This window comes from Variovorax sp. LjRoot290 (assembly GCF_964253985.1).
Classification (GTDB): domain Bacteria; phylum Pseudomonadota; class Gammaproteobacteria; order Burkholderiales; family Burkholderiaceae_C; genus Variovorax.
Map to the genome: position 1 here is coordinate 4,688,588 of NZ_CAXURW020000001.1, position 25,851 is coordinate 4,714,438.

A 25,851-nucleotide genomic window follows, 5' to 3' on the forward strand; every position below is an offset into this window, starting at 1 on the left:
ATCCTAGGCGCCGCCGCGGAAGCAGGACAGGCCCCACGGCGTCAGCTTCACGGGCAGGTGGTAGTGCTGCGACATATCGGCCAGGCCGAAGCGGAAGACCTGCACGCCCATGAACGCGGGCTCGGGCAGCTTGACGCCTCTTGCGCGGTAGTACTCGGCCACGTGCAGGCGCAGCTCGTAGAAACCGATCTCGAACAAGGACTCGCGGCTTTCGATGCCGTCGACCACGCCATTGCTGCCGACCTTGCCCGACGCCACATCCGTCCAGCCTTCGCCCTCGAACCGGGCGATGTCGACCCGCATGCCTTGAGCGACAACGCCATGGGCTACATCGACGACGTGGATGGAAACGGCCTGCATTTGAAAGCTCCTGAGAAGATCGATGGCCGGCAGTATGACGCCATCAACCGTCAAGGCCATCGACACTCGCCGGGCGCACCCTGCACCCTCTGCTCAAGGTCTCGATCATGCGAACCCCTTTGGCCACCGTCTCCCCCCACTCGGCTGCGGGCTTGCACCGGCAGCACGCTCAGGCCGCGGTACACCGCATTGCCGCTCCAGCGCGGTTGCGCATCGAGCCGCTGCAGGGCCGGGAATCGGCGCAGCAGCCGGCCGAAGACGATCTCGGCCTCCATCAGCGTCAGGCTCGCGCCGATGCACACATGCGCTCCGGCGCCGAAGGACAGCAGGCCGCCGGGGCGGCGCGCGACGTCCAGGCGATCGGGTTCGGCGTGGCGCGCCGGATCCCGGTTGGCAGAGGCGATGAGCGCAACGACCAGCTCGCCGCGGCGCAGTGGCTGGCCATGCAGCACGAGATCGGCCGCCACGCGACGGCCGGTGTACTGCACCGGGCTGTCGAAGCGAAGCAGTTCGCGCACCGCGCCCGGCAACAGCGCGGGCTCGCGCTGCAGGCGCTGCCACGACGCCGCATCGGCAAGCAGCGCCTGCAGGCCGTTGCCCAGCAGGTTGCGCGTGGTCTCGTGGCCGGCGAACAGCAGCATCGCGCATTGGGCGAGCAGCTCGGCGCCGGGCTGGATGTCGCCCGCCGCCTCGGCTCGCAGCAGCCGGCTCACGAGGTCGTCGCCCAGCGCGCGCCTGCGCTGCGGCACGAGCTGCTCGAAGTAGCCGCTCATCGCCAGCAGGCTGGTGCGCGCGCGCCGTGCCTCATCGAGCGAGGGCATCGGCGCACCGATGAAAGCCGCCAGATCGTCCGACCAGGCGATGAAGTCGCCACGATCGGCCGCGGGGATGTCCATCAGCATCGCCATCACCTCGGCCGGCAGCGGCCGCGCCAGCGCCTGCATGAAATCGAAGCCCGCGTCGGCGTCCACCGCATCGAGCAAGGCATCGACGCGCTGCGCGATGGCCGGCACGAACTGCTGCAGGACGTCATTGCGAAAGCCCGCGTTGAGCACGCTGCGAATGCGCGTGTGGTCCGGCGCATCGACGAACAGCATCGCGCGCGCGAAGAGCTGCTGGAAGTCTTTCAGCTCACCGCGCGCGGCACGGCTTTGCATGACCCAGCCGCCGGTGCGCTGCGCCGAAAAGCGTACGGAATCGCGAAGCACCGCCTCCACGTCGGCATGGCGGGTCAGGAGCCACGCACCACCGAAGAACTCCTCGCTCCAGTGGATCGGCCCGGCCTCGCGCAGCGCGGCATAGGCCGGATAGGGATCGGCGCGGAACGCCGCGTCGATGATCGGGCGGCCGAGCGGGCTCGGCGCAGCCGCCGGCATCGGCAGCGCACTCATTGCCTGCGCTGCGCCTTCAGGCCCAGGCGCTCGAACAGCGCCCGGTCGCGCTCGGCCTGCGGGTTGCTCGTGGTCAGCAGCTTGTCGCCATAGAAGATCGAATTGGCGCCGGCGGCGAAGCACAGCGCCTGCAGCGCCTCATCCATCTGCTCGCGCCCGGCCGACAGCCGCACCATGGTCGTCGGCATCGTGATGCGCGCGACCGCGATGGTGCGCACGAACTCGAAGGGGTCGATCGGCTCGGTGCCGGCCAGCGGCGTGCCCGCGACCTGCACCAGGTTGTTGATCGGCACCGACTCGGGGTACGGATCGAGGTTGGCCAGCTGCGCGATCAGCCCGGCGCGCTGCGTGCGGTTTTCGCCCATGCCGACAATGCCGCCGCAGCAGACATGGATGCCCACGTCCCGCACATGGGCCAGCGTGTCGAGCCGGTCCTGGTAGGTGCGGGTGCTGATGATCTTGCCGTAGAACGCGGGAGCGCTGTCGAGGTTGTGGTTGTAGTAGTCCAGCCCCGCGTCCTTCAGCGCCTGGGCCTGCTCGGCTTCGAGCATACCCAGCGTCATGCAGGTTTCCAGGCCCAGCGCCCGGACCTCGCGCACCATGTCGGTCACGCGCTCCATGTCGCGCGCCTTGGGGCTGCACCAGGCGGCGCCCATGCAGAAGCGCGTGGCGCCCTGGGCCTTCGCCGCCTGTGCGGCTTCGACCACCTCTTGCAGCGGCATGAGCTTGCTCGCCTCCACACCGGTGTCGAAATGCGAGGACTGCGGGCAGTAGCCGCAGTCCTCCGCGCAGCCGCCGGTCTTGATCGAGAGCAGCGTGGACAGCTGGACCTCGTTGGCATCGAAGTGCTGGCGGTGCACCTGCTGGGCGCGAAACAGCAGGTCCATGAACGGAAGCGCGAACAGGGCTTCGACGTCGGCGACGCCCCAGCGCTGATCCGGGCGAGGCTCGGGGCGCGACGTCTTGGTGCGCAAAGATGACAGGGAAACGGTGGCTGTGGTGGTCATGTCGTCCTTCGGGTGGGATGGCCATCCGAGTCAGGATAGCCAGGAGCCAGTCACAAGGGCAGCCAATCTGGTTGCAAATTGCGCCATGCGGGGGATCGGAGTGAAAGCTTGTCTTATGCCAGCCCGAACAGCGCGCGCAACGCCGCATCGTCGAAGCAGGCTGCGACAGCCGCCGGGTCAGGGCTGCTCATACGGGGAACCATGCCCAGGCAAGGCGCCTGGTGGCGCCGCCCCAGTTCATCGCGCAGGGTGGCGAGGTTGGCATCGCGGTGCGGCATTCCCGTGTCGACGGTGTTCGCGATCCAGCCCGCAAGCCGCAGGCCGCGCGCGCGGATCGCCTCGGCACTCAGCAGCGCATGGTTGATGCATCCCAGGCGCAGTCCGACCACCAGCACCACCGGCAACTGCAGCTCCACGGCGAAGTCGGCGCTGTCGAAGTCCGCGCCGAGCGGCACGCAGAACCCGCCGACGCCTTCGACGATCAGGTACTCGGCGCGCGCCGCGAGCGTCCTGGCTCCTTGCAGCAGGACGGCACGCTCGATGGTGCGGCCTTCGAGCGCTGCCGCGATGTGCGGGGCGCAGGCGGCTTCGAACTGACAGGGGCCGACCTCGGCATCGGTCATCACCACCGAGCTCGCGTCGCGCAATGCGCGCACATCCTCGTTGACGTTCTCGCCATCGATCGTCTCGATGCCGGCGGCCACCGGCTTGTAGCCGGCGCAACGCAGGCCCCGCTCGCCGAGCCAGTGCAGCAAGGCGGCGCCGACGCGCGTCTTGCCGACCTCGGTGTCGGTGCCGGTGACGAAGCAGCCGTGCATCGCTGCGGCCCTCATCGCAGGCTCCCGGCGGCCCGCGCCAGGCCATCGATCAGGGTCTGCACGTCCTGCGGCGTGTGCGCTGCGCTCAGCGTGATGCGCAGCCGCGCGGTGCCCGCAGGCACGGTCGGCGGTCGGATCGCCGGCACCCACAGGCCTTGTGCATCGAGCGCGGCGGACAAGGCCAGCGCTGCCGCGTTGTCGCCGACGATCAAGGGCTGGATCGCGGTGGCGGAATCGGCCAGGCGCCAGCCGAGCCGGGGGTTGTGCTGCATCAGTGCGCCCAGCCGATCGCGCAGCATGCCGATCAGTTGCCGCAGTCGCGCACGCCGCGCTTCGCCCTCGTCGCCGCCGATCAGGCGCAGGCTCGCGCACAGCGCATGCGCGATCGCCGGCGGCGCCGCGGTCGTGTAGATGTAGCTGCGCGCCGACTGCACCAGCCACTCGATGATGCTCGGGTGCGCGGCCACGAAGGCGCCGCCCAGGCCTGCGGCCTTGCCGAGCGTGCCCATGTAGATCAGGCGCTCGCTGCGCAGGCCGAAGTGCGACAGGCTGCCGCGGCCGCCTTCGCCGAGCGCGCCGAAACCATGGGCATCGTCGACCACCAGCCAGGCGTCGTGCGCCTCGGCGAGCGCCAGCAGCGCGGGCAGGTCGGCCAGGTCGCCGTCCATGCTGAAGACGGCATCGCTCACGATCAGCTTGATCAGCGTGCTGCAACGCCCGAGCTGGCTCGCCAGCAGGTCGAGCCGGCCGTGCGGGTAGCGCTGCAGCGGCGCCTTGGCCAGCAGCGCGCCGTCAACCAGCGAGGCATGGTTGAGCTTGTCGGCAAAGATCGTCGCGCTCGCATCGCCCAGCGCGGTGAGCAACGCCAGGTTGGCCATGTAGCCGGTGCAGAAGCTCAGCACGCGCGCGTCGGGGATGGAGGGCGACATCCACCGCGCGAGCTCGTCCTCGAGCAGTGCATGGGCGCGCGAATGGCCGCTGATCAGATGCGATGCGCCGCTGCCGGCGCCATGGAGGCGCGCCCCTTCGGCCAGCGCCTCGATCAGCGCCGGATGGTTCGCGAGCCCCAGGTAGTCGTTGCTGCAGAAGGCCAGCATGTCGCGCCCGGACGCCCGCTGGTGCGGCGCGCAGGGCGACTCGGCCGTGCGCCGCTGCCGGCGCAGCGCCTGAGCCTCGAGCTCACGCAGTCGGTGGTTCAGGTGTTCGATCAGCATGGGCGTTTTCTGCAAAGGCCACGGCATCCAGCGTTTGCATCACGCGCTGCGCGAGCCAGGCTGCGAGCCCGTCGTCCAGCACGTAGGGCGGCATCAGGTAGACGGTGCGGCCGATCGGCCGAATGAGCAATTCGCGCTCGCGGCCCGCGAGATGAAAGCGTTCGGCGAAACGCTCGCCGACGAAGGCCTCGCGAACGTCGAGGGCCCAGATCATCCCGCACTGGCGGAAGTGCTCGATGCGCGGGTCGGCCTGCAATGGCGCGAGCGCCGCGCTCAGTGCGGCGGCACGCTGCCGGTTGTGCTGCAGCACGTCGTCCTCTTCGAAGCGGTCCAGCACCGCCAGCGCGGCGCGGCAGGCCAGCGCGTTGCCGGTGTAGGAATGCGAATGCAGGAAGCCGCGCGCCACGTCGTCGTCGAGAAAGGCCTCGTAGATCGCGTCGCGCGTCATCACCAGCGACAGCGGCAGCGTGCCGCCGCTGATGCCCTTGGAGAGACAGACGAAGTCCGGCCAGATCGCCGCCTGCTCGCAGGCGAAGAAGGTGCCGGTGCGCCCGCAGCCGACCGCGATCTCGTCGGCGATCAGGCTCACCTCGTAGCGCTCGCACAGCGCACGCACGGTGCGCAGGTAAGCCGCATCGTGCATCGCCATGCCGGCAGCGCCCTGCACCAGCGGCTCGATGATCAGCGCCGCGATGTGTTCATGGCGCGACTCGAACAGCGCCTGCAAGTCGGCCGCGGCCCGCGCAGCGACGTCCACCGCGGTCTCCCCGGCTGCGGCCTGGCGCGCGTCGGGCGACATCACCTGGTGCGCGCGCATCAGCAGCGGGTCGTAGGCATCGCGGAACACCGCCACGTCGGTGACCGCCAGGGCACCCAGCGTTTCGCCGTGGTAGCCCTGGCGCAGGCAGACGAACTCCCGCTTGTTCGGGCGCCCGCGGTTGCGCCAATGATGGAAGCTCATCTTCAGCGCGATCTCGACCGCCGAGGCGCCGTCACTGGCGAAGAAGCAATGGCCGAGCACGCCGCCGGTCAAGGCCGACAGGCGTTCGGCCAGTTCCACGGCCGGTGCGTGCGTGCAGCCGGCGAGCATCACGTGCGGCAGGCGGTCGAGCTGGTCCTTCAGTGCTGCGTTGATGCGCGCATCGGCGTGGCCGAACAGGTTGACCCACCAGGAACTCGTGGCGTCGAAGTAGCGCTGTCCTTCGTGGTCGAAAAGCCACGGGCCAACGCCCCGCGCGATCGGCAGCGGCGGCACCGCGGCCGCGCGCTGCATCTGCGTGCAGGGGTGCCAGACGCTGCGCAGGCTGCGCTGCTGCCAGGAATGGTTGGCGCCGACGGATGTGTGCATGCGATGGATGTGGAGAGTGCTGCGCGTGGCGCCCCGATCGGTCGGCCTGCCCGAAGCGGGCCAGTGCAGGAACCGCCAGCGCTCAGGCCGCAGCGGCGGCTATCGAAGCGGTCTGCACGGGGATATGGGCGCGCTCTTCCTTGATGCGGTTGGCGTCGTCCACGAACACCAGCTTCGGCCGAAAGCCGCTGACCCGATCCTCGGGGACGAGGCCGAAGGCGGCGATGATGATCAGGTCGCCCACCGACGCCCGACGCGCGGCAGAACCGTTGACCGAGATGATGCCGGTGCCGCGCTGGCCTCGGATCGCATAGGTCACGAAGCGTTCGCCGTTGTTGATGTTCCAGATGTGAACCTGTTCGTTCTCGCCCAGATTGGCGGCATCCAGCAGGTCTTCATCGATGGCACATGAGCCTTCGTAGTGCAATTCGCAATCGGTGACGGTTGTGCGGTGGATCTTGGACTTGAGCAGGGTTCGAAACATGGTCGGAAGTGCCGTCTGCAAAAAAGATGGGGGCTTGTAGCGGCGGAAGATAACCTAGTTCTAACGAACGCCCCTGTGCATTTCACGTGCTCCGCTTTCGTCATCGGGGCACATGGGTTGCCCGCCGCTGGCGGCCATCGCCCTCGAAGTCAGCGGCGCTCAGGGCACGTTCGAGGTGTTGATCTGGTAAGGCCGCCCCTGCATCTTGAAGCCGCCTCCGAATTCGATGTCCACATCGCCCGTGGGCTTCACCGGGCAGCCGCGCGGCGGCTGGCAGGCCCATTCCGCGCCGCGGTCGGCGAACACCACCGGGCCGTAGCGGTAGTTGAGCACCGCACGGCCGCCGTAGTCCGCCACGCTGAGCGTCAGGCCGAGGTTGGCGAAGTTGTCGATGTCCTCGGTCGCGACCGGGTCGACGATGCGGCTGTCCTGCAGCGTACGCACCACGCGGGCGCTCTTCCCGTCTTCCGAGAAACGGACCCACTGGATCTTGCGATCGCCGCGCGAAGTCACGATCACCTGGCTGTTGAGCGCATCCAGCCGCCGGTCGGGGTCGTCCTTCGAATGCGCGAGCGAACTCGGGTTGCGGCCGACGGCGACCCTGCCCTCTGCCGCGATCCCGTTCGGCGATCCCGACCGGAGCTCGGCACCCGGCGCGTAGCCGCCCAGGCTGAAGATGCGCAGGCTGCCCTCCTGCGTCGCGATCCAGGCGCGGGCATCCTTCGTGCGGGTGACGGTCGTCTTGACCGCCGTGGGCCGCGCATCGAGCGCGATCGTCTTCACCACCACCGGCCGCGCCTGCGGCTTGAAGCTGAAGGCATGCGGCCACTGGCGCTCGTCCTGCCCCACCGGGCCGATGCTGCCGACGGCCTCGCTGAAGTAGACGCCGTTGATGTAGCCGAAGAGCGGCTTCAGATCGATGAAGGCCGCCTTCTGCTCGGACTTGGACACGACCACCGCCACGCCGCCCTTGGCATAGCGCTTGTAGTTGCTGCCCGACGGGGTGAAGGACTGCCAGTGCCTGCTGAGCGGCGAGTGGGTTTGGCCCATGAAGAGGCCGCCGCCCAGCACCGTGTTGAAAGGATGCATGCCGGTGGTGACCGCGATCTCGGTCGGCGCCTTCATGTCGGCCGGCAGGTCCACGTAGCCCAGCACTTTCATGAAGGCGATGTTGCCCATGTTCGGCAAGCCCGGGTAGACGCCCTGCCATTCGGACCACCACTCGTAGTACGGCCCTTCGAGCTTGCAGCCATCGCACAAGCCGGCCAGCGCGACCACCGCCACCTGGCCCTTCAGCTCGGCCGTGTCCCAGACGGTCACGAAGGCGAACTCGCTGTTGCTCGTCATGGCGACGGCGGTCGGCACCTTGTTCGGCGCCAGCCGCGCGGTGGCGAGGTTGTGGGCGGTGTTGCTGCCGGTGGTGGCGAGCAGGCCGTTCTGGAAAGCGATGACGGAGGTCGGGCAGTTGCCCGCCGGGCCGCTGCAGCGCCCGGCCGCGACGGGGCGGGCGCTGCCGTCGTTCGGCAGCAGGCCGGCGGAGCGGTACTGCACGACATTCACGCTGTCGAGGCCGCCGCCCCCGAGCTGCCAGGGCAATTGCGGCTTCTGTGCATAGGTGTTGACCTCGAAGGCCGATGCCTGCAGGTCGCCGACACCGGCGCGCTGGACCGGATCGTCGGCCAGGAAGACGACGCTGGACTGGTTGGTCGAGTAGGAAAAATCAACCTCCTTGCGCGGACCGCCGACCTGCCATGAGGTGATGCAGACGCCCTTTTCGTTGCAACGCGCGAGATGGTCCTCGCGCTCGTACAGGGTGGGAAGCTTCGCGTTGGCGCTGCCGTAGTGCGCGGCGTCCGGGCCGTAGCGGTAGGCGATGCCCTCGGCCTCGCTCATGGCCGCAGCCATGGCCCGGTAGGCCGCGGGAACGATCTTGCCTGCGCGATCCACCACGTCGGCGATGCCGCTCGCCGCGGGCTTCGACGAAGCCTCCATCGACCTGGCCGCCGCCGCAGGGGCGGGACCGATGATGGTGCATGACTTGCGCACATGCGGTGCCGGATCGGTGCCGAAGAACTCGTTGGTGCAGCTTGCCGGACCGCGAACGATCTTCTCTACCCAGCGATCGCCGGCGCCATAGCGAACCCGCGCCGACGCGGGGACGACGAAGTTCTCGCCCTCCTGCGCCTGGACCGCCGCGGCGGCAGGGCTCTTGCCGGAAAGGAGCACCAGGGAAGCGATCAGGGCGAGTGCGAGTTTCATCCTGCTCATTGTCCCGAAGCTCGTCTTGCTTTGCGAGCGAGCGCCGGCCGGTCAAGCTCTCCGCTTGAACATCGCCGACGCCCCGCTCGCATAGGCCACCTCTTCGGCGGTCGCGAGAAGCGTGGGCCCCAAGGCCAGCATGCGCTCTTCCGTCAGTCGCACGAGCGGGCCTGCGATGGTGATGACGCCGATGACGGCGCCGTTGCCGATGCGCACCGGTGCCGCCATCGCAGTCATGGCCGGCGCGAAGACCTCGTTGATCATCGCGAAGCCGCGCTTGCGCGCCGCCCGCAGATAGGCCAGCAGCGATTTCACCGAGGTCACGGCCTTGGGCCCGAAATCGGCAGGCGTGCCGAACCCCTGTTTCGCAACCAGCTGGAGCGCCTGCTCCTCCGGCATGGTGGACAGCCACGCGTGCCCAGCCGAACTGCAGGACAGGTTCACCGACAAGCCCATGTCGGGGTCGTAGCGCAGGCCCCGGGTCGCGCCCTGTGCCTTGGCCACGAAGGTGAGCTCGTCGCCGTCGACGACTGCCAGCCGGACGAGCTCCCCCGATTCGGCCGCCAGGCGATCGAGCAGCGGCTGGGCGACGTCGACGACGCCGCTGTTGCTCAGGAAGCTCAAGCCCAGCGAGACCAGCTTGATCGTCAGCATGTAGTTGCCGTGGCTCTGATCCTGGCGCACGTAACCGCAGCGGATCAGTTCGGAAAGCAGTCGATGCGTCGCGCTCAGCGGCATCTGGAGATCGGAGGCGAGTGCAGAAAGTGCTCGCCCTTCCGGGTAGGCGACAAGGTGTTCGAGCACCTTGAAGCTGCGTTCGAGTATGGCGGTCATGGCAGAGCAACTCTACCCGAGTTTTGCCAAGTGCTTTCCCTAGTGGAAATGTTTTCCACTTTCTACCTATGATGCGGCGCGTCTTGCGTCGCCTGCCAGACCTGCGGGCGCATCGGCCCTCATCCACCGGAGTCCCAACTTGAGAACCCTCTACCGAACGCTCGCCCTTCTCGGCGCGACATTGGCCCTGACGCTGCCGGCCCTGGCCCAGGACGTGCAGGAGCGCGTCATCCGCTTCGGCCACCTGAACAACCCGGACCATCCCGTGAGCTTCGGCGTCAAGCGCTTCGGCGAACTGCTCGCGGCGAAGAGCAGCGGCAAGCTCAAGGTGCAGGAGTTCCCTGCGTCGCAGCTCGGCAACGAGATGCAGCAGCAGTCGGCGCTGCAAGGCGGCGTGCAGCAGATGTCGGCGCCCGCCACCACCTCCCTGGCCGGCATCGTGAAGGAGTTCGGCCTGGTCGACTTCCCGTTTGCCGTGAGCTCTTTCGCGCAGGCCGATGCCCTCCTCGACGGGCCGCTCGGCCAGGCGCTCATCGCCAAGCTGCCCGAGAAGGGCCTGGTCGCGCTGGGCTACTGGGATCTGGGCTTTCGCAACGTCACGAACAGCAAGCGCCCGATCGCGAAACCCGAGGACCTCGAGGGCCTGAAGATCCGCGTCATTCCCAACCCGGTGTTCCTCGACACCTTCAAGGCCTTCAAGGCCAATCCGGTGCCCATGCCCTTCGCCGAGCTCTATGGGGCGCTCGAATCGAAGGCCGTCGACGGCCAGGAGAATCCCTACGCGGTGATCCTGTCGAACAAGTTCTTCGAGGTGCAGAAGTTCGTGAGCGCCACCAACCACGTCTATGCCGCGAACATCATGCTGGTGAGCAAGAAGTTCTGGGACTCGCTGAGCGCGGCAGAACAGAAGATGATGCGCGAAGCGGCCGACGAAGCCCGCGGCTACCAGCGCCAGGTCAGCCGCGCGGCGGCGCAGAAATCCATCGGCGATCTCCAGGCCAAGGGCATCCAGTTCAACGAGCTCGCGCCGCCCGAGCAGGCGCGCATGCGCCAGATCGCCAAGCCGGTCACCGAGCGTTTCGCCGCCAGCTACGACCCGGGCATCGTCAAGCTCTACAACGACGAGCTGGCACGCGTGCGCAAGTCCCATCCTTGAATCGAAGCGGCACCATGAAGATCCTCGTCCTGCACGGCCCGAACCTCAACCTGTTCGGCCGCCGAGAACCCCACATCTACGGCTCGACCACCCTGGCCGAGATCAACGAACGCCTCGGCAAGCTCGCGGCCGAGCTCGGCGTCGAGCTGGAGACCATCCAGTCGAACCACGAAGGCGAGCTGATCGACTTCCTCCACCAGCACATCGACGAGGCGCAAGGCGCACTGGTCAACCCTGCCGGCCTGACCCAGCACGGCGTTCCCTTGCACGACGCCATCAAGGCCATGCCGTTCCCGGTCTTCGAGGTCCACATGTCGAACATCGCGGCGCGGGAAAGCTGGCGCGCGCACTCGATCATCTCGCCGGCGGTCAAGGGCACGATCCAGGGGCTCGGTCCGCATTCGTACCTGGCCGGCCTGCGTGCGCTGGTCGAGATGCAGCGCGCGCAGGCGGCCTGATCAACATGAATCGATGGATCGACCGCTGCTGCGCCTGCATTGAGGCGCTGATCGCCGCGGCGCTGGCATTGATGGTGGTGCTGGTCTTCGGCAACGTGGTGCTTCGCTACGGCTTCAACTCGGGCATCACGGTGTCGGAGGAGGTCTCGCGCTGGCTCTTCATCTGGATGACCTTTCTGGGCGCCGTCGTCGCGCTGAAGGAGCACGGGCACCTCGGCGTCGACATGGTGGTCCGGAGGCTGCCGCCTTCGGCCAAGAAGTTCTGCCTGGCGGTGGGGCATGTCGTGATGCTCTACATCGTGTGGCTGCTGTTCCAGGGCAGCGTGGCCCAAACGAAGATCAACTGGGACGTCGTCGCACCGGTCACGGGCGCATCCATGGCCGTGGTCTACCTGTCGGGCGTGGTCTTCGCCGTGCTTGCCGCATTCCTTCTTGCGCTCGACCTGCTTCGCCTGGTGTCCGGTCGCATCGCCGACGAGGACCTGGTCATGATCCAGGAATCCGAGGAAGCCGTGCAGCTGAAGCAGATCCTGGGCGAGCAGGCCGATGCCGCGCCGGCGGACCGCCCGCAAGCTGGAGCGCGGCCATGACGATCTTCGTCTTCGTCGGCTCCCTGCTCGCCGCGATGGCGATGGGCATCCCGATCGCGTTCGCGTTGCTCGCCAGCGGCGTGGCGCTGATGTGGCACCTCGACCTCTTCGATGCGCAGATCCTGGCGCAGAACGTCATCGGCGGCGCCGACAGCTTTCCGCTGCTGGCCGTACCCTTCTTCATGCTGGCCGGCGAGATCATGAACGCCGGCGGCTTGTCCAGGCGCATCGTCGACTTTGCGCTCGCGCTCGTCGGCCACGTGAAGGGCGGGCTGGGCTACGTGACGATCATGGCCGGCTGCCTGCTGTCGGCGCTCTCGGGGTCGGCGGTTGCCGATGCGGCCGCGCTGACTTCGCTGCTCCTGCCGATGATGGTGAGCGCCGGCCACGACAAGGCGCGCGCCGGCGGGCTGATCGCCGCCACCGGCGTCATCGGGCCGGTGATTCCGCCGAGCATCGGGCTCGTCATCTTCGGCGTCGCAGCCAACGTCTCGATCTCCAAGCTCTTCCTTGCGGCGATCGTGCCGGGCCTCCTGATCGGCGGCGCGCTCTGGCTCACCTGGGCCTGGCTCGTGCGGCGCGAGAAGATCGTGCCGCCACCTGCCAGGTCGACCGCGGAAATGCTCGCGACCTTTCGCCAGGCACTGTGGGCGCTGATGCTGCCGGTGATCATCCTGGTCGGGCTGCGCATGGGTGTCTTCACGCCCACCGAGGCGGCGGTGGTGGCCGCGGTGTATGCGCTCTTCGTCTCGATGGCGATCTACCGCGAGCTCAGCTGGAAGGATCTCTACGCGGTGTTCGTGAACGCCGCGAAGACCAGTGCGATCGTGATGTTCCTGATCGCGGCCGCGATGGTGAGCGCCTGGCTCATCACCGTGGCCGACCTGCCGTCGAAGGTGGTCGGCCTGCTGCAGCCCTTCATGGACAACAAGATCCTGCTGATGTTCGCGATCATGGTGCTGGTGATGATCGTCGGCACCGCGATGGACATGACGCCGACCATCCTGATCCTGACCCCGGTGCTGATGCCGATCGTCAAGGCCGCCGGCATCGACCCGGTCTACTTCGGCGTGATGTTCATCATCAACAACTCGATCGGCCTGATCACCCCGCCGGTGGGCACCGTGCTCAACGTGGTGGCGGGCGTGGGCCGGATCTCGATGGACGACGTCACCAAGGGCGTGGTGCCTTTCATGATCGCGGAGTTCGCGATTCTGTTCCTCATGGTGCTGTTCCCCTGGCTCGTCACCTGGCCCGCGAAGTTTTTCCACGGTTGATCATAAGGAGACACGAACCATGAAGCTATCGATGCACAAGGTCCTGCTCGCCGCGGTGGCGGCGCTGGCCGTCACCGGCGCCGCGGCGCAGATCAAGGAGCGCACGCTCAAATTCGCGTTCCAGAACCAGAGCGGCCATCCGCAGGCCCAGGGCGCGCAGAAGTTCGCCGATCTCGTGGCCGAGAAGTCCGGCAAGAAGATCACGGTGAAGCTGTTCCCGGGCGGCACGCTCGGCGGCGATCTGCAGACCGTCTCCGCGCTGCAGGGAGGCACGGTCGAGATGACGGTGCTGAACGCCGGCATCCTCGCGGCGCAGGTGAAGGAGTTCGCCGTGCTCGACTTCCCCTTTCTCTTCGGCAATACGCAGGAAGCCGATGCAGTGACGGACGGCCCCTTCGGCCGGAAGCTGTTGGCCAGGCTCGACGAGAAGGGACTGCACGGCCTCGGCTACTGGGACCTGGGCTTTCGCAACCTCACCAACAGCAAGCGGCCGATCGCCAAGGCCGAGGACATCGCGGGCCTGAAGATCCGCGTGATCCAGTCGCCAATCTACATTGACCTGTTCAGCGCGCTGGGCGCGAACGCGGTGCCGCTGCCCTTCCCCGAGCTCTATTCGGCACTGGACCAGAAGGCGGTCGACGGCCAGGAGAATCCGAACACGACGATTCTTGCTTCCAAGTTCGCCGAGGTGCAGAAGCACCTCACCGAAACGCGGCACATCTACAACCCGCAGGCGCTCATCATCAGCAAGAAGACCTGGGACGGCTTGAGCGCAGAGGAGAAGAAGATCGTTGCAGACGCGGCTGTGGAGGCGACGGCTTTCCAGCGCCAGGCCTCGCGCGGCGCCGCCGACAGCGCGCTGCAGGCGCTCAAGCAGGCCGGCATGACGGTCACCGAGCTGCCTGCGGCCGAACTGGCCAAGCTGCGCGAGAAGGTGAAGCCGGTGATCGAGAAGCAAACGGCAGCTGTGGGCGAGGCAACGGTCAAGGAGCTGCAGTCGGAGATTGCCAAGGTCAGAAAGTGAGGGCCGTTTTCCGAGTTCATGCGCCGCCTGGGGCTTCAATGTTCAATAGGAGCCCGGCGGCGGTGTCGTCACCGGCTTGAAGCGCCGCGCCGATGCGGTCATGTCGACGAGGCAGGATCGCGTCGCGCCGACCAGCCCGCCCACCGACGCCTTGAGTGCGTCCGCCGCGGGCGACTCGCCGGGGTAGGCGGGCGACAACCCACATTTGCGCAAGACCCGGTTCACCTGGTAGACGCGAGCGGTCCTGCGCGTGACGGAGGTGTAGAAGGTCACTCCGATCGAGATCGACACGCGATCGCCGGGGGCCGTCCAATCAGGCTCGGAACGCGTCATGTGCGGCGAGGTGCTCGGGAAATAGACGCCGTCTCCCGGACGGGCGTTGAACTCGTGGCTGAGAGGCCTAAACTCCTCCTTGAAGCGCACCTTCCTGAGCGACTGGGTGACGATGAAATCCTCCACCGCCTCGGCCGGCACGATGCTGCGATCCGCATGGTCCCAGACGCTCAGGATCTTGCGCCCATGCAGCTGCAGCCAGAAGTTGTTCTCGCGATCGATGTGGAAGGGCGTCACCGAAGGCGGTGCCGAGATGAAGACGAAACCGTTCACCCGAAAGATGCCCGGCTGCTCGCGTTCGACATCCGCGCGCATGGTGCCGACGATGTCGAACAGCAAGGCCTGGTAGCGCGGAATGGCTTCGATGTTGTAGAGGGCCACCGACGAACCCGGCTCCTCCATGCGCTCGAAGTGTTCGTCGATGCTGCGCCCGTCCGGATGCCGGCTGTCGTGCGCGATGGTGGAAGCGACTGTGAGGCCAGGCCTCATGAATCGACACTGCCCCAGGGGAGCCAGCTCCTTGCCGAGCTTCACGAGTTCAGGCACCTGGAAGAGCGGATGCTCGTGAAAGTTGTGATTCAGGGCGGTGATCCGGTGCGTGGAGAAGTTCGCAGGATCGTCTGCCCTCACGTGATACGTCGCCGGCGGCGGCTCGGTCCGCCAGCCGATATTTATGTCTTGTGTGTCTCTCATGACCGAAATCTTCGGTCACATGTAGTACTTTTGTACTTCTTGCAACGCATCACGCAGTCACAAAATGTGAAAAATTCCCATTTTTGTACTATTGTTTTATAGTGCCCGCACCTTTGAGACAAGCCACTGGCTGAGGAGCGCCAACCATGCAAATGATCGGACAGGGGTTAGGGAGCGAGGACGCAGCTCAGAACGATGTTCGGCCTGAACCGGCTAGTACACCCGGGACGAACGCTCCCTTGCGCGAGCTCTTGATAGAAGCCGGATTCGTCGGGGGCGTTTTCTTGGCGCTGGCCCTCTTGATCGTCGCTTCGGTTGGACGCTAAGCCGCAAGACGAGACCAAGCGCTCAGGCCGGAGGCCGATTCATCTGGCAAGTCGTGGGCTGCGTGCTCTCGGCCGGGCTCCACACCACCTCGGAGCGAAAGCCGTAGCCGGTGTTCTCGGCGTCATATTTGACGCCTGGGCTGCCCTTCTTGGCCCATACGCCAAGGTAGATCGGCGCTTGCAACTGGTGGTCGGTCGAGCGCATCTCGACCTCGCCCAACGGGCTCTGGTACTTCATGCCTTCGAGCGCGTAGGCGACCTTCTTGGGGTCGGTCGACTTCGCCTTCTGCATCGCCGCACGCAGCATGTTCATCGTGTTCCAGTGCGCGGCGAAGATGAAGTCCTCGCCCGACTTCTGCTTGTAGCCGACCGCGATCTTCTCCAGCGCCGGTGTCGGCGCATTGCTGCCCCAGTTCCAGATCACGCTCACTTTGTCGGCGCCCCAGGAGCCCATCTGCGCCGGCACGCCCGGGTTGTTGGCGTTCATCGTGTAGAAGCTGATGTTCAGGCCGAAATCGCGCGCGGCCTTCAGGAACAGCCCGAGATCGCTGCCCCAGTTCGAGGTAATGACCGTGTCCGCGCCCGACGACGCGATCTTCGCCACGTAGGGCGCGAAGTCACGCGTCGAGGCGATCGGTATGTAGTCCTCGCCGACCACCTCGATATCCGGACGCTTCTTCGCGAGATAGGCGCGCGAGGCCTTGGCCACCTGCTGGCCGTGCGTGTAGTTCTGGTTGAACAGGAACACCTTCTTCACATCCGGCTTCGTCTTCAGGTAGGTCGTCAGGGCTTCGATCTTCATCTCGCTCGACGGATAGAACCGGAAGTGCCAGAAGCTGCAGCGGTCGTTCGTGAGGCCCGGGTCCATCGCCGAATAGTTCAGGTACACCATTGCTCCGTTCACATCGCGCTGGGCCTGCTTGTTGATGGCGTCGACCAGGGCGAAGGCGACTCCCGAGCCGCCGCCCTGCGTCACGTAGCGAATGTTCTGGTCGAACGCCGCCTTCAGCACGTTCGTGCTCTCCTGCGGCGTGCCCTTGCCGTCGAAGGGGACGACCTCGAACTTCGGATCAGCCGCGCCCGCCGTGGAATTGAGCTGGCTCACCACCTCGCGCAGTTGGTTGAGCGAGCCTTGGCCACTGAGCGCGAAGGGTCCCGACAACACATCGATGAATGCGATCTTCACCGTCTCCGCAGCGTGGGTCGCGAGACCGGCCGCGAGGGCGCTAACGCAAAGGGATGCGCGGGCGGCGCGCAAGAATCCGGACCTGTGCATGGATGTCTCCGCTCGATGGTTTATGCAACGCACTCTAGGCCCGGCACGGTGTCCGCTCGGTCACGGATGGGACAGTCGAAGCGCGAGGCGCGAATTGCAGAGCGAGGACCACGCGAGTTGCCCCTGGCGCCTGGCGACTACAAAGTGACACCGGGTGAGCGCTGGACTGTGACATCGTTGAAGACTGGCGATACCGTCTACAGCGGGATCGGGCCCGTGGAGATCGTGCGATCGCCGGCACCCTTTTGACGAACTGCGCTTTGGAATGACTGCTATCTGGAAACCTGAACAACCCGTCGTCATCGCCGGCTACACCCTCACGCCAGCGGAAGCTTGGCTGCGTTGCTTCACACAGGAGTTCTCCAGCCTCGCGAAGGGCGCGATCACACTCGAGCAACTGGCAGACCGGGGTATCGAGCTATACGACGCCAACGCTCGCCGCGATCCCATCGAGGTCGCGCTCGAAGAGTTCGAGAAGTCCGCTTAGCGCCACCTTGCACCGGCCTGCTGCGCATGTCTGAAGGTGTTCGCAGCCCCCGCTGCAGGGGCGCTGTCGAGTAATCTTGCGCCATCGAAGTTGCGATGGAGGCAGTGGACATGTACATGGAACAAGGCGGCGAAGGCCCGGACCTGCTCCTCATGCTGCATGGGATGGGCGCGACGGGGGCCGTGTGGTCGCCCATGTGCGCAGGGGCCGGCATTCGCTGGGCCGGCCGCTGGGTCGTCCTGGACTTGCCCGGCCACGGCCAATCCGGCCGACAAGACTCCTATGCCATCGGGCAGTACGCCGCAACCGTTGGACGCGCCGCGCTGCCGCACGTCAATCCCGCAGGCCGGCTCGTGGTTCTCGGACACTCGCTGGGCGGGGTGATCGGTCTCGCCCTGGCCACGGGTTGGTTCGGTGTCACACCGCATCAGGTCTTCGGGGCCGGCATCAAGATCGCGTGGAGCGACGATGAACTCCGCCGCATGGACACGCTGGCTTCCCAGCCCGCCAAAACGTTTTCCACGGAAGAAGACGCGTGGGAGCGGTACCTGAAGGTCTCCGGCCTTGGCGGGATCGCCAACGCAGCGACACCTGTCGTCACGCGGGGCATCCAGCGCGGCGCCGATGGGTGGCGTCTCGCGATGGATCCTCGAGCCAATGCCGTCGGCAAGCCGCCGCTGTCCGAATTGGCGGCTCTGGCTCGCTGCCCCGTCCATCTCGGCCGCGGGCGCGATGACGCGCTGGTGACGATGGGGCAGATCCGTGCGCTCGATCCCAATGCCTCGGACCTTGGGCCGCATGGTCACAATGTGATGGTCGAGGCACCCGCGCGGGTCTGGGACTGGGTCGCCTCGTTCACATGAGCCGGTGGCTGACTCCTCGGAGCTGGCCGGCCGGAATCTCGAACGCCTACTACGTCAGGTCGCTGAGCTCGATGAAGTTGCTCTCGATCCAGACGCGTCCCTCTTCATTCAGCGCGAAGGTCAGTGCCTTCTCTTTGGATAGCTTCTTTTCCTGAATTGCTCGGGAAAGCGGATTCGCACTCCCGAGCTCACCGCGCCTGTGGTTGTAGACGTGCTCCGTGCCATCTTCATCGCTGTAGGTGTACGAGACCGTGATGCCGTCCAGGTCGGCGAGAGGCTGCAAGAACGCGATGAACTGCGATGCCGTGATGCCTTCGGCCCTGATTGCATCCCAGTGCTTGAAGAGATTCGACTTCGCGCCCGTCTGCTCGCGCCGGACGATCTCCGATGCCGACCCGAATGGCTGGACCTTGGCGACCATTGACTCTGGAGCGTCCGCGCTGCCATTTCTGCGGAAGAAGTTGGCCACGGTGCTTGCGAACGGCCGGGAGTCCCCTTGGGCTCTAGGCCGTGACGGCCAGGCATCCAGGCAATGGGGCACCGTCTCGATTTCATCGCTGCGTTTGCTCATGGTTCAAGTCCTTCACTTCCTCGTTGAGCACGGCGATATCGTACGTTTGCGAGCGGTGGCGGATCCGTATTCCGGGGTGCGGTCCTACGAAGGAAACGTGCATTTCTGACGAAGTCGGCATTGCTAGTTTTCGTGCAGTGGAGGGACTCGTGGCGACATGAGGTCCAAAGTTTTCATGTCGCGCAGGGTCGCTCCGCGTCCGAGTGCCTCGATCCCCGAGCGCCGCACGTCGAGGGCGCGAGCGCCCTCAGCGCATGTGCAAGCCGCCGTTGACCGAGAAATCGGCCCCGGTGGAGTAGCCGCTTTCGTCGGTCGCGAGCCAGGCGACGATCGAGGCGATTTCGCTCGGCTCGCCGAGCCGCTTGACGGGAATCGTGCCCACGATCTTGTCGAGCACTTCCTGGCGGATCGCCTTGACCATGTCGGTGCCGATGTAGCCCGGGCTCACGGTGTTCACCGTCACGCCCTTGGCCGCCAGCTCCTGCGCCAGCGCCATCGTGAAGCCGTGCATGCCGGCCTTGGCGGCCGAGTAGTTGGTCTGGCCGGCCTGGCCCTTGGCGCCGTTGACCGAGCTGATGTTGATGATGCGGCCCCAGCCCTTTTCGACCATGTCCGCGACCACCTGCTTGGTGACGTTGAACATGCTGTTGAGGTTGGTTTCGATCACCGCGCTCCACTCTTCGAGCGTCATCTTGAGGAACATGCGGTCCCGCGTGATGCCGGCGTTGTTGACCAACACGTCGATGCCGCCGTGTTCGGCCTTGGCCTTGGTGAAGGCCTCGACCGTCGACTGCCAGTCGCCGACATTGCCGACCGACGCGTGGAACTCGTAGCCCTCGGCTTTCTGCTCGCCCAGCCACTTGGCGTGGTCACGCGTGGGGCCGCAGCCGGCGATGACCGTGAAACCATCCTTGTGCAGGCGCTGGCAAATGGCGGTTCCGATGCCTCCCATGCCCCCGGTGACGTATGCGACTTTCTTGCTCATGCGCGTTCCTTGAAGTGGACGAACCTGAACCGGCGCTGTTCACTGTAGCGAGCTTTCTCATCACCCCCGCTCAGGAAAACACTGAGCCCGGATTGCAACGGGGCTACTTTTCTGCCGACACCATGCACAGGTCCGAGTGGTCCGGCGCACTTGATCAGGCTTGCTCTCTCAGGTATCCCGCAAGATGTCGCGCCTGAAAGAGCGCTGCCATATGGAGCATGATGAAAATGGGCACAAAGTAAGCGGGGATGAGCACGAGCGGCAACAGTGCCATCGGGCCGGTCGTGATCTCCCCGGCGACGCCGACGGCGAGGGCCGAACTGAGTGCCCCGGTACCGAGGGCCACAACGAGGTCCAACACCCCGAGCGCATTCCACACCACGAAGGTCTTGCTGGCAGCGAAGCTTGGCCGGTGTATCAGGGCAACCAGTAGCCAAGGCGCGGTCACTCCGATCGCGATGTCGCCAAGTCCTGCGGGCCAGGCGAAGCTGCCAGGCAAGACGCCGTGGGCGTACAGCGCCAAAAAGCCCAGCCCCGCAAATCTCCATGCCTGTATCGCCATCATGAGGCGGAGGTCAGCCGTCAGAACAAGTTCGCGGAATAGGCGCGACATCCAGAAAGCGGCGAGAAACACGATGATGGGCGCCGTGACCCCGATCAGGATCGGCAGCGGCGACGTCCCGGGCGGCGTGACGAACGCTCCACTCGCGCCCTGCAGAATGACGAGCGTGAACCAGACGGCAAGCACGACTGCGGCGACTAGCTTTGTGCCCCGAAGGGCTGGCGACCTCGGCTGAGCGGATTGCGACAGGACAGGGTTCGACATGGCGTCTCCTTTGCACAGTCGCTTGCACTTTGCAAGTTACTGATAACCGTAGCATACTTACTTGCATTTTGCAAGTTTCTCGCGCGGTCGACACCCGCGACTGATGGAAGCGAAGATGAACAAGCCTGAAGGTTTTCGAAGATCCGCCTGCCCTATTGCAAATACGCTTGACCTGGTGGGTGACAAATGGTCGTTGCTCGTCATTCGGGACATGCTCCACGGGAAACGCACCTTTGGGGAACTGCTGGACTCGCCCGAAGGAATCCCAACCAACACACTCGCCGATCGCCTGAAGCGCCTCGAAGAGGCTGGGATTGTCGTGAGCGCCGCGTACCAGGAGCGTCCGATTCGTTACGCCTATGCGCTCAGCAAGAAAGGAACTGCCATGGGTGACGTTCTGCTCGCGCTGGTGCGATGGGGCAAGAGACACATACCAGGTACGCAGACCTTGCGCCGCTCAACTCGGACGCGCGCAAAGGCGGCGCGCGCCGGTTAGCGGCATCGGCCATTGTTGAGACTCGGCGATCAATTTTGACTTCCGCAACCTCCCTCGAAGAGAAAGGTCATGCGCTGAACATGGCGCTGACATGACGCACCCTTCAGTGGAGCTCGGCAAGCAGCGACCTGGCCTCCTGCAGGTCCGCAGTGTCGAAGCCCTCGGTGAACCAGCCATAGCTCTCGGCCAACATCTGGCGGGCCTCCGCCGACTTGCCCTGCTGCCGCCACAGCCGGCTCAAGGCCATCACCGCGCGCAGCTCCAGCGATCGGGCGCCCTGCCGGCGAGCGATGGTGATCGCCTGCAGGAAGCAGGCCTCGACCTCGCCGCCGGCCTCCTCGCCCTCGCGGCCCGGCTGCAGCAACATCAGCTCGCCCTTGAGTCGATAAAGCTCCGCCTCGTAAACACGCTCCTGCGTGAGCTCCACCAAGGCCAAGGCCTCGGCCAGTGTCTTCAGCCCTGCCTCGGCCTGCCCCGCTCTTCCGTAGGCTTCGGCCAGCAAGGCCAGGAAGCGCGTGCGCCATAGCCCCGCGCCCGTGGTCTGGTAGGCGCTCAAGCCCTGTTGCATCCTTTCCATCCCTTCTGCTGCACGTCCCTGCTCGACCAGCGCCCAGCCCGAGAGGATGGTTCCCCAACCCAGCCAGAACGGGAAGCCGTGCTCGGTCGCGAGCGCAAGGACGGCCTCCGTCAGCTCGCGGGCGGGCTGCGCCTCGCGGCGAAACAAATGGAGCTCGGCGGCGAAGGTCAAGGCGCTGGCGGAGTCCGGAGGATGGGACAGGGTCTGAGCCCGGGCGAGCATCGCCTGGCTGCGTGCGAGGGCTTGGTCCGGATAGCCCAGAAGCCACAGGTCCATGGCGACGAAGGCCAGCCCCAGCACGCCGGGCTCGAAGACAAAGAAGTAGGCCGGCGACGGGTGCCGCGCAGGGTCGTGAAGGGCCAAGGCCTGTTCCAGATGCGCGCGAGCAGGGTCGAGCTCGCCGAGACCGAACAGGGCAGTTCCCAACGCCCGATGGGCGTGCACGAGCAAGGCCGGGTCTTGCGCCTTCTGGGCCAGCGTGACGAGCTGCTCCGCCAGCTCGCGCGCGGTCGGCAGTTCCCCCCGGACCATGTAGAAGGTCCGCAGCCCCATCAGCGCGGGGAAGAGATGGACCGTCTCCCCGAGCTGTCGGCACAGCATCAGCGCCCGGGTATAGGTCGCCTCCACTTCCGGTGCAGCGAGCCCCTTGGCGGCCATCCAGGCCGGACCGAGGGTGATCTGGAGCGCGAGTTCCCGCCGTGCGCGCTCGGGCGCATCGGGCAGGGTCTCGAGCAGGGCCAGGGCCGTGGTGAGGTGCGCGATTGCCTCTGCATCGGCGGAGCGCTGCAGCGCCTGGCGCGCGGCGCAGTGCAGGTATTCCACCGCCTTCGGCGCGTTGCCGCTGCGGCTGAAATGATGCGCCAGCTCGCTGCAGTGCTCCTCGAGCTGGGAGGCGAACAGGGCCTCGATCGCCTGCGCCGTGCGCTCATGCAGTGCGCGGCGCCGCTCGCTCAGCAGCGAGCCGTAGCTCACCTCCTGGGTCAGCCCATGCACGAAGCTGTACTCCACCTCCGGAAATGCCGGCTGCTGGTAAATGAACTCCCCTGCCTGCAGCCGCGCCAGCAGGCTCTTCAGCATGTCTTCGGGCTGATCGACGACGCGTGCGAGCAGGCTCCATGCAAATGACTTGCCGATCACCGCCAAGGTCTGCAGCAGCGCCTTCTCGGCCGGCTCCAAGCGGTCGATGCGGGCGGCGAGCACGCCTTGCACGGTGGTCGGGATATGCAGCGTGGTCGGAACCTGCTCGAGGCGGTAGTGCCCGCGCTCGCCGCGCAGTACCTGCTCCTCGACCAGCGTCTGCACCACTTCCTCCATGAAGAATGGGTTGCCTTCGGTCTGCTCCAGGATCAGCTCCTCGAGCGGGCCGAGCCCGGCGGCGTCGCCCAGCAGGCCCCGAAGCAGTTCCCGGGCTTCGGCTTCGCCCAGGGGATCCAGCCGCAACTGGGTGTAGTAGCCCTTGCGACTCCAGTCGTGCTGGTACTCGGGCCTGTAATTGACCAGCAGAAGGATGCGGGCGTCGGCCACGCTCTCGGCGAGAACGCCGAGGAAGGCGTCGGTCTCGCTGTCGAGCCATTGCAGATCCTCTACGATCAGCTCCAGCGGCTGCGCCTGGCTCTCGCGCACCAGGAGTCGCTGGATCGCCTCGAAAGTGCGCTGCCGGCGGATCTGAGGGTTCGTCTGCGCCAACGCCGAGCTCGGCTCGGTCGCCCCCAGCAGGTGGAACAGATAGGGCAGGCTGTCTTCCAGCGCGCGGTCGAGGGTCAGCACCTTGCCGGTGAGCTTCTCGCGCCGCCGGCGCTCATCGTCCTGCGCAGTGATCTGGCAGTAGTTCTCCAGCAGTTCGATCAGCGGCAGATAAGGATAGGCCTTGCCGTGCGAGACCGAGAAGGTCTCCAGCACCAGGCCATCGCGCGGCGCGCCTAGCTTGAACTCGTGGCACAGCCGCGACTTGCCGACCCCCGGCTCGCCGACCACGCCGACGATCTGCCCATGCCCGGCCTGCGCCTGCGCCCGCGCTTCTCGCATTTGCTCGAGCTCGCGGGCACGGCCGACAAAGCGCGCCACCCCGCGGCTGGCAGCCACCTGCAACCGGGTGCGCAGCGGGCCGAGGCCGAGCACTTCGAAGACGGCGAGCGGCTCGGGCAGCCCCTTGATCGGCGTCGCGCCGAGCGCCTTGAATGCGAAATAGCCCTCGCTCAGCTTGCGCGTTCGTTCGCTTGCGACGATCGAACCGGGCACCGCAATGCCTTCCATGCGCGAGGCGATGTGGATAGAGTTCCCCACCGGGTCGTAGTCGGTGTGCAAGTCCTCGGTGCGGATCGCGCGCACCACGACTTCGCCGGAGTTCACGCCGACGCGCAGCTGCAGCGCGATCCCCTGTGCCAGACGCACACGGTCGGCGTAGCGGCGCATCTCGTCTTGCATGCGCAGTGCAGCATAGAGGGCGCGCTGCGAATGGTCTTCGTGCGCGATCGGCGCGCCGAACAGCGCCAGGATGCCATCGCCCATCGACCTGGCCACATAGCCTTCGTAGTGATGCACGGCCTCCATCATCAACGCCAGCACCGGGTCGATCAGGCGGCGGGCGTCTTCGGGATCGAGGTCGTGGATCAGCGCGGTCGAACCGGCCATGTCGGCGAACAACGCGGTGATCGTCTTGCGCTCGCCGTCCGCCGCGCCGCGGGCTTCCATATCCACCTGCGCCGCGCGGATGCGCTCGGCCAGATAGGGGGGCGTGTAGTCGATGGGGGCGCCGGCCGCAAGCGCCGCGCCCGCGGGCGGCCCGCTCAATGGAGCGCCGCATTCGCTGCAGAAACTGGCGCTCGCGCTTGCCTCGTGCCCGCAGGCCGGGCAGACGCGTACCAGCTTGGCGCCGCATTCCTCGCAGAACTTGGCGCCTGCCGGATTCTCGAACCCGCAGCTTGCGCAGCGCATAAGGCTTAGCCTCGCTCACGGGGCTTTCAAGGCCCAACAACTCCCAAATCTTATCAAGGCGCGCAGTGCGCCGGGCTCCGGTAGATGCCGACATCATCGCCACGGGCTTGTAGGCGAAGGGCTGGGCATCAACGCGCGACGGCAGTCGAGCATGTTCTTGAACATGCCTCCATCCCCGCAGGCATTACCTGGCCAGCCAGGCCGAGAGCCATGCGATTGATGGAGGCGGCGCGCAGGCCGCCACACAGACCAACGACGTCAATGAAGCTGTTGTTCATGCTGGCTATTGCATGGGAATGTTCGCGTCCTTCACCACCTTGGACCACCTACTGACTTGCGCCTGAACAAAAGTCTTCATCTCAGCACCGCTCGACGAAGGGCTGGCGACACCGCCAGTCGCCTCGAGCTGCTTGACGACATCTGGCTGAGCCAACACCTTGACCAAGGCCTCGTGCAGGCGCTGCGCCACTGCAGGCGGAAGGCCCCTCGGTGCGGCAACACCGGTCCAGGATGTCACTTCGAAACCTGGCACCGAGTCTTTCATCGGAGGCACACTCGGCAGCTGCGGAGCGCTGTTAGTCGATGTCACGCCGAGGCCACGGAGCTTGCCCGACTCGATATGGGTCCGGGTCACCGTCACGGAGTCGAACATCAGGTCAACACGCCCACCCAATACATCCTGGAGCGGGGCCGCCCCTCCTTTGTAGGGGATGTGGATGAGCTCGATGCCTGCGGCGGCCTGGAACAGTTCACCTGATAGGTGCTGAGTCGAGCCGATGCCCACGGAGCTGAACGAGATGGTGCCAGGCGCGGCCTTCGCAGCAACAAGTACATCCTTTATGTTCTTGAACCTGCTCTCCGCATTGACCGCCAGCACCAATGGGAACTTGGTGACCACGGAGACCCAGTCGAAGCTCTCCAACGGGTCAAAAGGCTGCTTCTTCATCATCGCGGCCGACACTGCATGTCCGCCCGTCTGCAGGATGAGCGTGTAGCCATCGGCGGGGGCCTTGGCGACCTGTCCCGATGCCAGGTTGCCGCCCGCACCGGCCTTGGGGTCGACGAGGACTGACTGCCCCAACTCCTTGGACAGCGGCAGCGCGATGATGCGTGCGACCACGTCCGCGTTGCCGCCGGCGTTGAACCCGTGGACAAGCGTGATGGGCCGGTCGGGGTAGCCCGCAGCTTGAGCGACGAGCGGGGCGGCAAGAATGGCTGCGAATAGTTGGCGTCGAATCATGGCTTGTCTCGTGCTTGTAGTTGG

The 25,851-nt window shown here is 66.1% G+C and carries 24 protein-coding genes; 8 read left to right on the plus strand and 16 right to left on the minus strand.

The features are described from left to right. Window positions 1–3 precede the first annotated feature (3 nt). From ACSQ9A_RS23260 to ACSQ9A_RS23300, 9 genes are all read right to left on the minus strand, one after another. The gene (locus tag ACSQ9A_RS23260) at window positions 4–360 is read right to left on the minus strand and encodes a hydroxyisourate hydrolase (protein WP_093109721.1); all 357 of its coding nucleotides are present in this window, start codon (window positions 358–360) and stop codon (window positions 4–6) included. Window positions 361–410: 50 nt separating this feature from the next. Then, window positions 411–1,751, minus strand: a complete 1,341-nt coding sequence (locus ACSQ9A_RS23265; protein WP_436305354.1) for a cytochrome P450 — start codon at window positions 1,749–1,751, stop codon at window positions 411–413. Further along, entirely contained in the window at window positions 1,748–2,758 is a 1,011-nt protein-coding gene (bioB, locus tag ACSQ9A_RS23270; protein ID WP_436305355.1) for a biotin synthase BioB, read from the minus strand. Before bioB ends, ACSQ9A_RS23265 begins: the two co-directional genes overlap by 4 nt. A gap of 113 nt (window positions 2,759–2,871) precedes the next feature. Then, window positions 2,872–3,591, minus strand: a complete 720-nt coding sequence (bioD, locus tag ACSQ9A_RS23275) for a dethiobiotin synthase (RefSeq protein WP_436305356.1) — start codon at window positions 3,589–3,591, stop codon at window positions 2,872–2,874. Continuing rightward, window positions 3,588–4,790 (minus strand): 8-amino-7-oxononanoate synthase, encoded by a 1,203-nt coding sequence (gene bioF / locus ACSQ9A_RS23280; RefSeq protein ID WP_436305357.1) that lies wholly within the window; start codon window positions 4,788–4,790, stop codon window positions 3,588–3,590. The genes bioD and bioF overlap by 4 nt, the downstream gene beginning before the upstream one ends. Beyond that, window positions 4,756–6,138, minus strand: coding sequence for an adenosylmethionine--8-amino-7-oxononanoate transaminase (gene bioA, locus ACSQ9A_RS23285; RefSeq protein WP_436305358.1), 1,383 nt, complete (start codon window positions 6,136–6,138; stop codon window positions 4,756–4,758). Before bioA ends, bioF begins: the two co-directional genes overlap by 35 nt. Window positions 6,139–6,220: 82 nt before the next feature. Further along, on the minus strand, window positions 6,221–6,622 hold the full coding sequence (panD, locus tag ACSQ9A_RS23290; RefSeq protein ID WP_436305359.1) for an aspartate 1-decarboxylase: 402 nt from the start codon (window positions 6,620–6,622) through the stop codon (window positions 6,221–6,223). 159 nt (window positions 6,623–6,781) lie between these two features. After that, on the minus strand, window positions 6,782–8,881 hold the full coding sequence (locus ACSQ9A_RS23295) for a hypothetical protein (RefSeq protein ID WP_436305360.1): 2,100 nt from the start codon (window positions 8,879–8,881) through the stop codon (window positions 6,782–6,784). A 51-nt stretch (window positions 8,882–8,932) separates the two neighbouring features. Next, the gene (locus ACSQ9A_RS23300) at window positions 8,933–9,715 is read right to left on the minus strand and encodes an IclR family transcriptional regulator (protein WP_436305361.1); all 783 of its coding nucleotides are present in this window, start codon (window positions 9,713–9,715) and stop codon (window positions 8,933–8,935) included. Window positions 9,716–9,854: 139 nt separating this feature from the next. Between ACSQ9A_RS23300 and ACSQ9A_RS23305 the strand changes: the two genes are divergently transcribed. From ACSQ9A_RS23305 to ACSQ9A_RS23325, 5 genes are read left to right on the plus strand one after another with little or no spacing between them, the layout of a single operon-like run. Next, window positions 9,855–10,871, plus strand: coding sequence for a TRAP transporter substrate-binding protein (locus ACSQ9A_RS23305; RefSeq protein ID WP_436305362.1), 1,017 nt, complete (start codon window positions 9,855–9,857; stop codon window positions 10,869–10,871). Window positions 10,872–10,885: 14 nt separating this feature from the next. Then, window positions 10,886–11,329, plus strand: a complete 444-nt coding sequence (locus ACSQ9A_RS23310) for a type II 3-dehydroquinate dehydratase (RefSeq protein WP_093109730.1) — start codon at window positions 10,886–10,888, stop codon at window positions 11,327–11,329. A gap of 5 nt (window positions 11,330–11,334) precedes the next feature. After that, window positions 11,335–11,919, plus strand: coding sequence for a TRAP transporter small permease (locus ACSQ9A_RS23315; RefSeq protein ID WP_436305363.1), 585 nt, complete (start codon window positions 11,335–11,337; stop codon window positions 11,917–11,919). Continuing rightward, a complete protein-coding gene (locus tag ACSQ9A_RS23320; RefSeq protein ID WP_436305364.1) occupies window positions 11,916–13,196 on the plus strand; it encodes a TRAP transporter large permease in 1,281 nt (426 codons plus the stop codon). Before ACSQ9A_RS23315 ends, ACSQ9A_RS23320 begins: the two co-directional genes overlap by 4 nt. A gap of 19 nt (window positions 13,197–13,215) precedes the next feature. Then, window positions 13,216–14,220, plus strand: coding sequence for a TRAP transporter substrate-binding protein (locus ACSQ9A_RS23325; RefSeq protein WP_093109733.1), 1,005 nt, complete (start codon window positions 13,216–13,218; stop codon window positions 14,218–14,220). 42 nt (window positions 14,221–14,262) lie between these two features. Here ACSQ9A_RS23325 and ACSQ9A_RS23330 read toward each other — a convergent pair whose 3' ends face one another. Both ACSQ9A_RS23330 and ACSQ9A_RS23335 read right to left on the minus strand, forming a co-directional pair. Beyond that, complete coding sequence (locus ACSQ9A_RS23330; RefSeq protein ID WP_436305365.1) at window positions 14,263–15,246, minus strand: JmjC domain-containing protein; 984 nt, start codon at window positions 15,244–15,246, stop codon at window positions 14,263–14,265. 348 nt (window positions 15,247–15,594) lie between these two features. Next, entirely contained in the window at window positions 15,595–16,848 is a 1,254-nt protein-coding gene (locus ACSQ9A_RS23335; RefSeq protein WP_436305366.1) for a branched-chain amino acid ABC transporter substrate-binding protein, read from the minus strand. A 265-nt stretch (window positions 16,849–17,113) separates the two neighbouring features. Between ACSQ9A_RS23335 and ACSQ9A_RS23340 the strand changes: the two genes are divergently transcribed. Both ACSQ9A_RS23340 and ACSQ9A_RS23345 read left to right on the plus strand, forming a co-directional pair. Then, window positions 17,114–17,335: a hypothetical protein gene (locus ACSQ9A_RS23340; protein ID WP_436305367.1), complete on the plus strand. Its 222-nt coding sequence runs from the start codon at window positions 17,114–17,116 to the stop codon at window positions 17,333–17,335. Window positions 17,336–17,445: 110 nt separating this feature from the next. Then, the gene (locus ACSQ9A_RS23345; protein ID WP_436305368.1) at window positions 17,446–18,198 is read left to right on the plus strand and encodes an alpha/beta fold hydrolase; all 753 of its coding nucleotides are present in this window, start codon (window positions 17,446–17,448) and stop codon (window positions 18,196–18,198) included. Between the two features lie 49 nt (window positions 18,199–18,247). Here ACSQ9A_RS23345 and ACSQ9A_RS23350 read toward each other — a convergent pair whose 3' ends face one another. From ACSQ9A_RS23350 to ACSQ9A_RS23360, 3 genes are all read right to left on the minus strand, one after another. Next, on the minus strand, window positions 18,248–18,769 hold the full coding sequence (locus ACSQ9A_RS23350) for a hypothetical protein (RefSeq protein ID WP_139191736.1): 522 nt from the start codon (window positions 18,767–18,769) through the stop codon (window positions 18,248–18,250). Window positions 18,770–19,016: 247 nt separating this feature from the next. After that, the gene (gene phbB / locus ACSQ9A_RS23355; RefSeq protein ID WP_436305369.1) at window positions 19,017–19,754 is read right to left on the minus strand and encodes an acetoacetyl-CoA reductase; all 738 of its coding nucleotides are present in this window, start codon (window positions 19,752–19,754) and stop codon (window positions 19,017–19,019) included. Window positions 19,755–19,908: 154 nt separating this feature from the next. Beyond that, complete coding sequence (locus tag ACSQ9A_RS23360) at window positions 19,909–20,580, minus strand: hypothetical protein (protein ID WP_436305370.1); 672 nt, start codon at window positions 20,578–20,580, stop codon at window positions 19,909–19,911. 115 nt (window positions 20,581–20,695) lie between these two features. On the opposite strand from ACSQ9A_RS23360, the gene ACSQ9A_RS23365 reads away from it, so the two are divergent. Beyond that, entirely contained in the window at window positions 20,696–21,076 is a 381-nt protein-coding gene (locus tag ACSQ9A_RS23365) for a winged helix-turn-helix transcriptional regulator (protein WP_436305371.1), read from the plus strand. A 103-nt stretch (window positions 21,077–21,179) separates the two neighbouring features. Here the strand turns inward: ACSQ9A_RS23365 and ACSQ9A_RS23370 are convergent, their stop codons facing one another. Then, window positions 21,180–24,587, minus strand: a complete 3,408-nt coding sequence (locus tag ACSQ9A_RS23370) for an AAA family ATPase (RefSeq protein WP_436305372.1) — start codon at window positions 24,585–24,587, stop codon at window positions 21,180–21,182. A 283-nt stretch (window positions 24,588–24,870) separates the two neighbouring features. Further along, entirely contained in the window at window positions 24,871–25,827 is a 957-nt protein-coding gene (locus ACSQ9A_RS23375; RefSeq protein ID WP_436305373.1) for a Bug family tripartite tricarboxylate transporter substrate binding protein, read from the minus strand. Window positions 25,828–25,851 lie beyond the last annotated feature (24 nt).

Coding starts and splice junctions, on each gene's coding strand:
- ACSQ9A_RS23260 (WP_093109721.1), bottom strand. CDS start 360: ATGCAGGCCGTTTCCATCCACGTCGTCGATGTAGCCCATGGCGTTGTC.
- ACSQ9A_RS23265 (WP_436305354.1), bottom strand. CDS start 1,751: ATGAGTGCGCTGCCGATGCCGGCGGCTGCGCCGAGCCCGCTCGGCCGC.
- bioB (WP_436305355.1), bottom strand. CDS start 2,758: ATGACCACCACAGCCACCGTTTCCCTGTCATCTTTGCGCACCAAGACG.
- bioD (WP_436305356.1), bottom strand. CDS start 3,591: ATGAGGGCCGCAGCGATGCACGGCTGCTTCGTCACCGGCACCGACACC.
- bioF (WP_436305357.1), bottom strand. CDS start 4,790: ATGCTGATCGAACACCTGAACCACCGACTGCGTGAGCTCGAGGCTCAG.
- bioA (WP_436305358.1), bottom strand. CDS start 6,138: ATGCACACATCCGTCGGCGCCAACCATTCCTGGCAGCAGCGCAGCCTG.
- panD (WP_436305359.1), bottom strand. CDS start 6,622: ATGTTTCGAACCCTGCTCAAGTCCAAGATCCACCGCACAACCGTCACC.
- ACSQ9A_RS23295 (WP_436305360.1), bottom strand. CDS start 8,881: ATGAAACTCGCACTCGCCCTGATCGCTTCCCTGGTGCTCCTTTCCGGC.
- ACSQ9A_RS23300 (WP_436305361.1), bottom strand. CDS start 9,715: ATGACCGCCATACTCGAACGCAGCTTCAAGGTGCTCGAACACCTTGTC.
- ACSQ9A_RS23310 (WP_093109730.1), top strand. CDS start 10,886: ATGAAGATCCTCGTCCTGCACGGCCCGAACCTCAACCTGTTCGGCCGC.
- ACSQ9A_RS23315 (WP_436305363.1), top strand. CDS start 11,335: ATGAATCGATGGATCGACCGCTGCTGCGCCTGCATTGAGGCGCTGATC.
- ACSQ9A_RS23320 (WP_436305364.1), top strand. CDS start 11,916: ATGACGATCTTCGTCTTCGTCGGCTCCCTGCTCGCCGCGATGGCGATG.
- ACSQ9A_RS23325 (WP_093109733.1), top strand. CDS start 13,216: ATGAAGCTATCGATGCACAAGGTCCTGCTCGCCGCGGTGGCGGCGCTG.
- ACSQ9A_RS23330 (WP_436305365.1), bottom strand. CDS start 15,246: ATGAGAGACACACAAGACATAAATATCGGCTGGCGGACCGAGCCGCCG.
- ACSQ9A_RS23335 (WP_436305366.1), bottom strand. CDS start 16,848: ATGCACAGGTCCGGATTCTTGCGCGCCGCCCGCGCATCCCTTTGCGTT.
- ACSQ9A_RS23340 (WP_436305367.1), top strand. CDS start 17,114: ATGACTGCTATCTGGAAACCTGAACAACCCGTCGTCATCGCCGGCTAC.
- ACSQ9A_RS23345 (WP_436305368.1), top strand. CDS start 17,446: ATGTACATGGAACAAGGCGGCGAAGGCCCGGACCTGCTCCTCATGCTG.
- ACSQ9A_RS23350 (WP_139191736.1), bottom strand. CDS start 18,769: ATGAGCAAACGCAGCGATGAAATCGAGACGGTGCCCCATTGCCTGGAT.
- phbB (WP_436305369.1), bottom strand. CDS start 19,754: ATGAGCAAGAAAGTCGCATACGTCACCGGGGGCATGGGAGGCATCGGA.
- ACSQ9A_RS23360 (WP_436305370.1), bottom strand. CDS start 20,580: ATGTCGAACCCTGTCCTGTCGCAATCCGCTCAGCCGAGGTCGCCAGCC.
- ACSQ9A_RS23365 (WP_436305371.1), top strand. CDS start 20,696: ATGAACAAGCCTGAAGGTTTTCGAAGATCCGCCTGCCCTATTGCAAAT.
- ACSQ9A_RS23370 (WP_436305372.1), bottom strand. CDS start 24,587: ATGCGCTGCGCAAGCTGCGGGTTCGAGAATCCGGCAGGCGCCAAGTTC.
- ACSQ9A_RS23375 (WP_436305373.1), bottom strand. CDS start 25,827: ATGATTCGACGCCAACTATTCGCAGCCATTCTTGCCGCCCCGCTCGTC.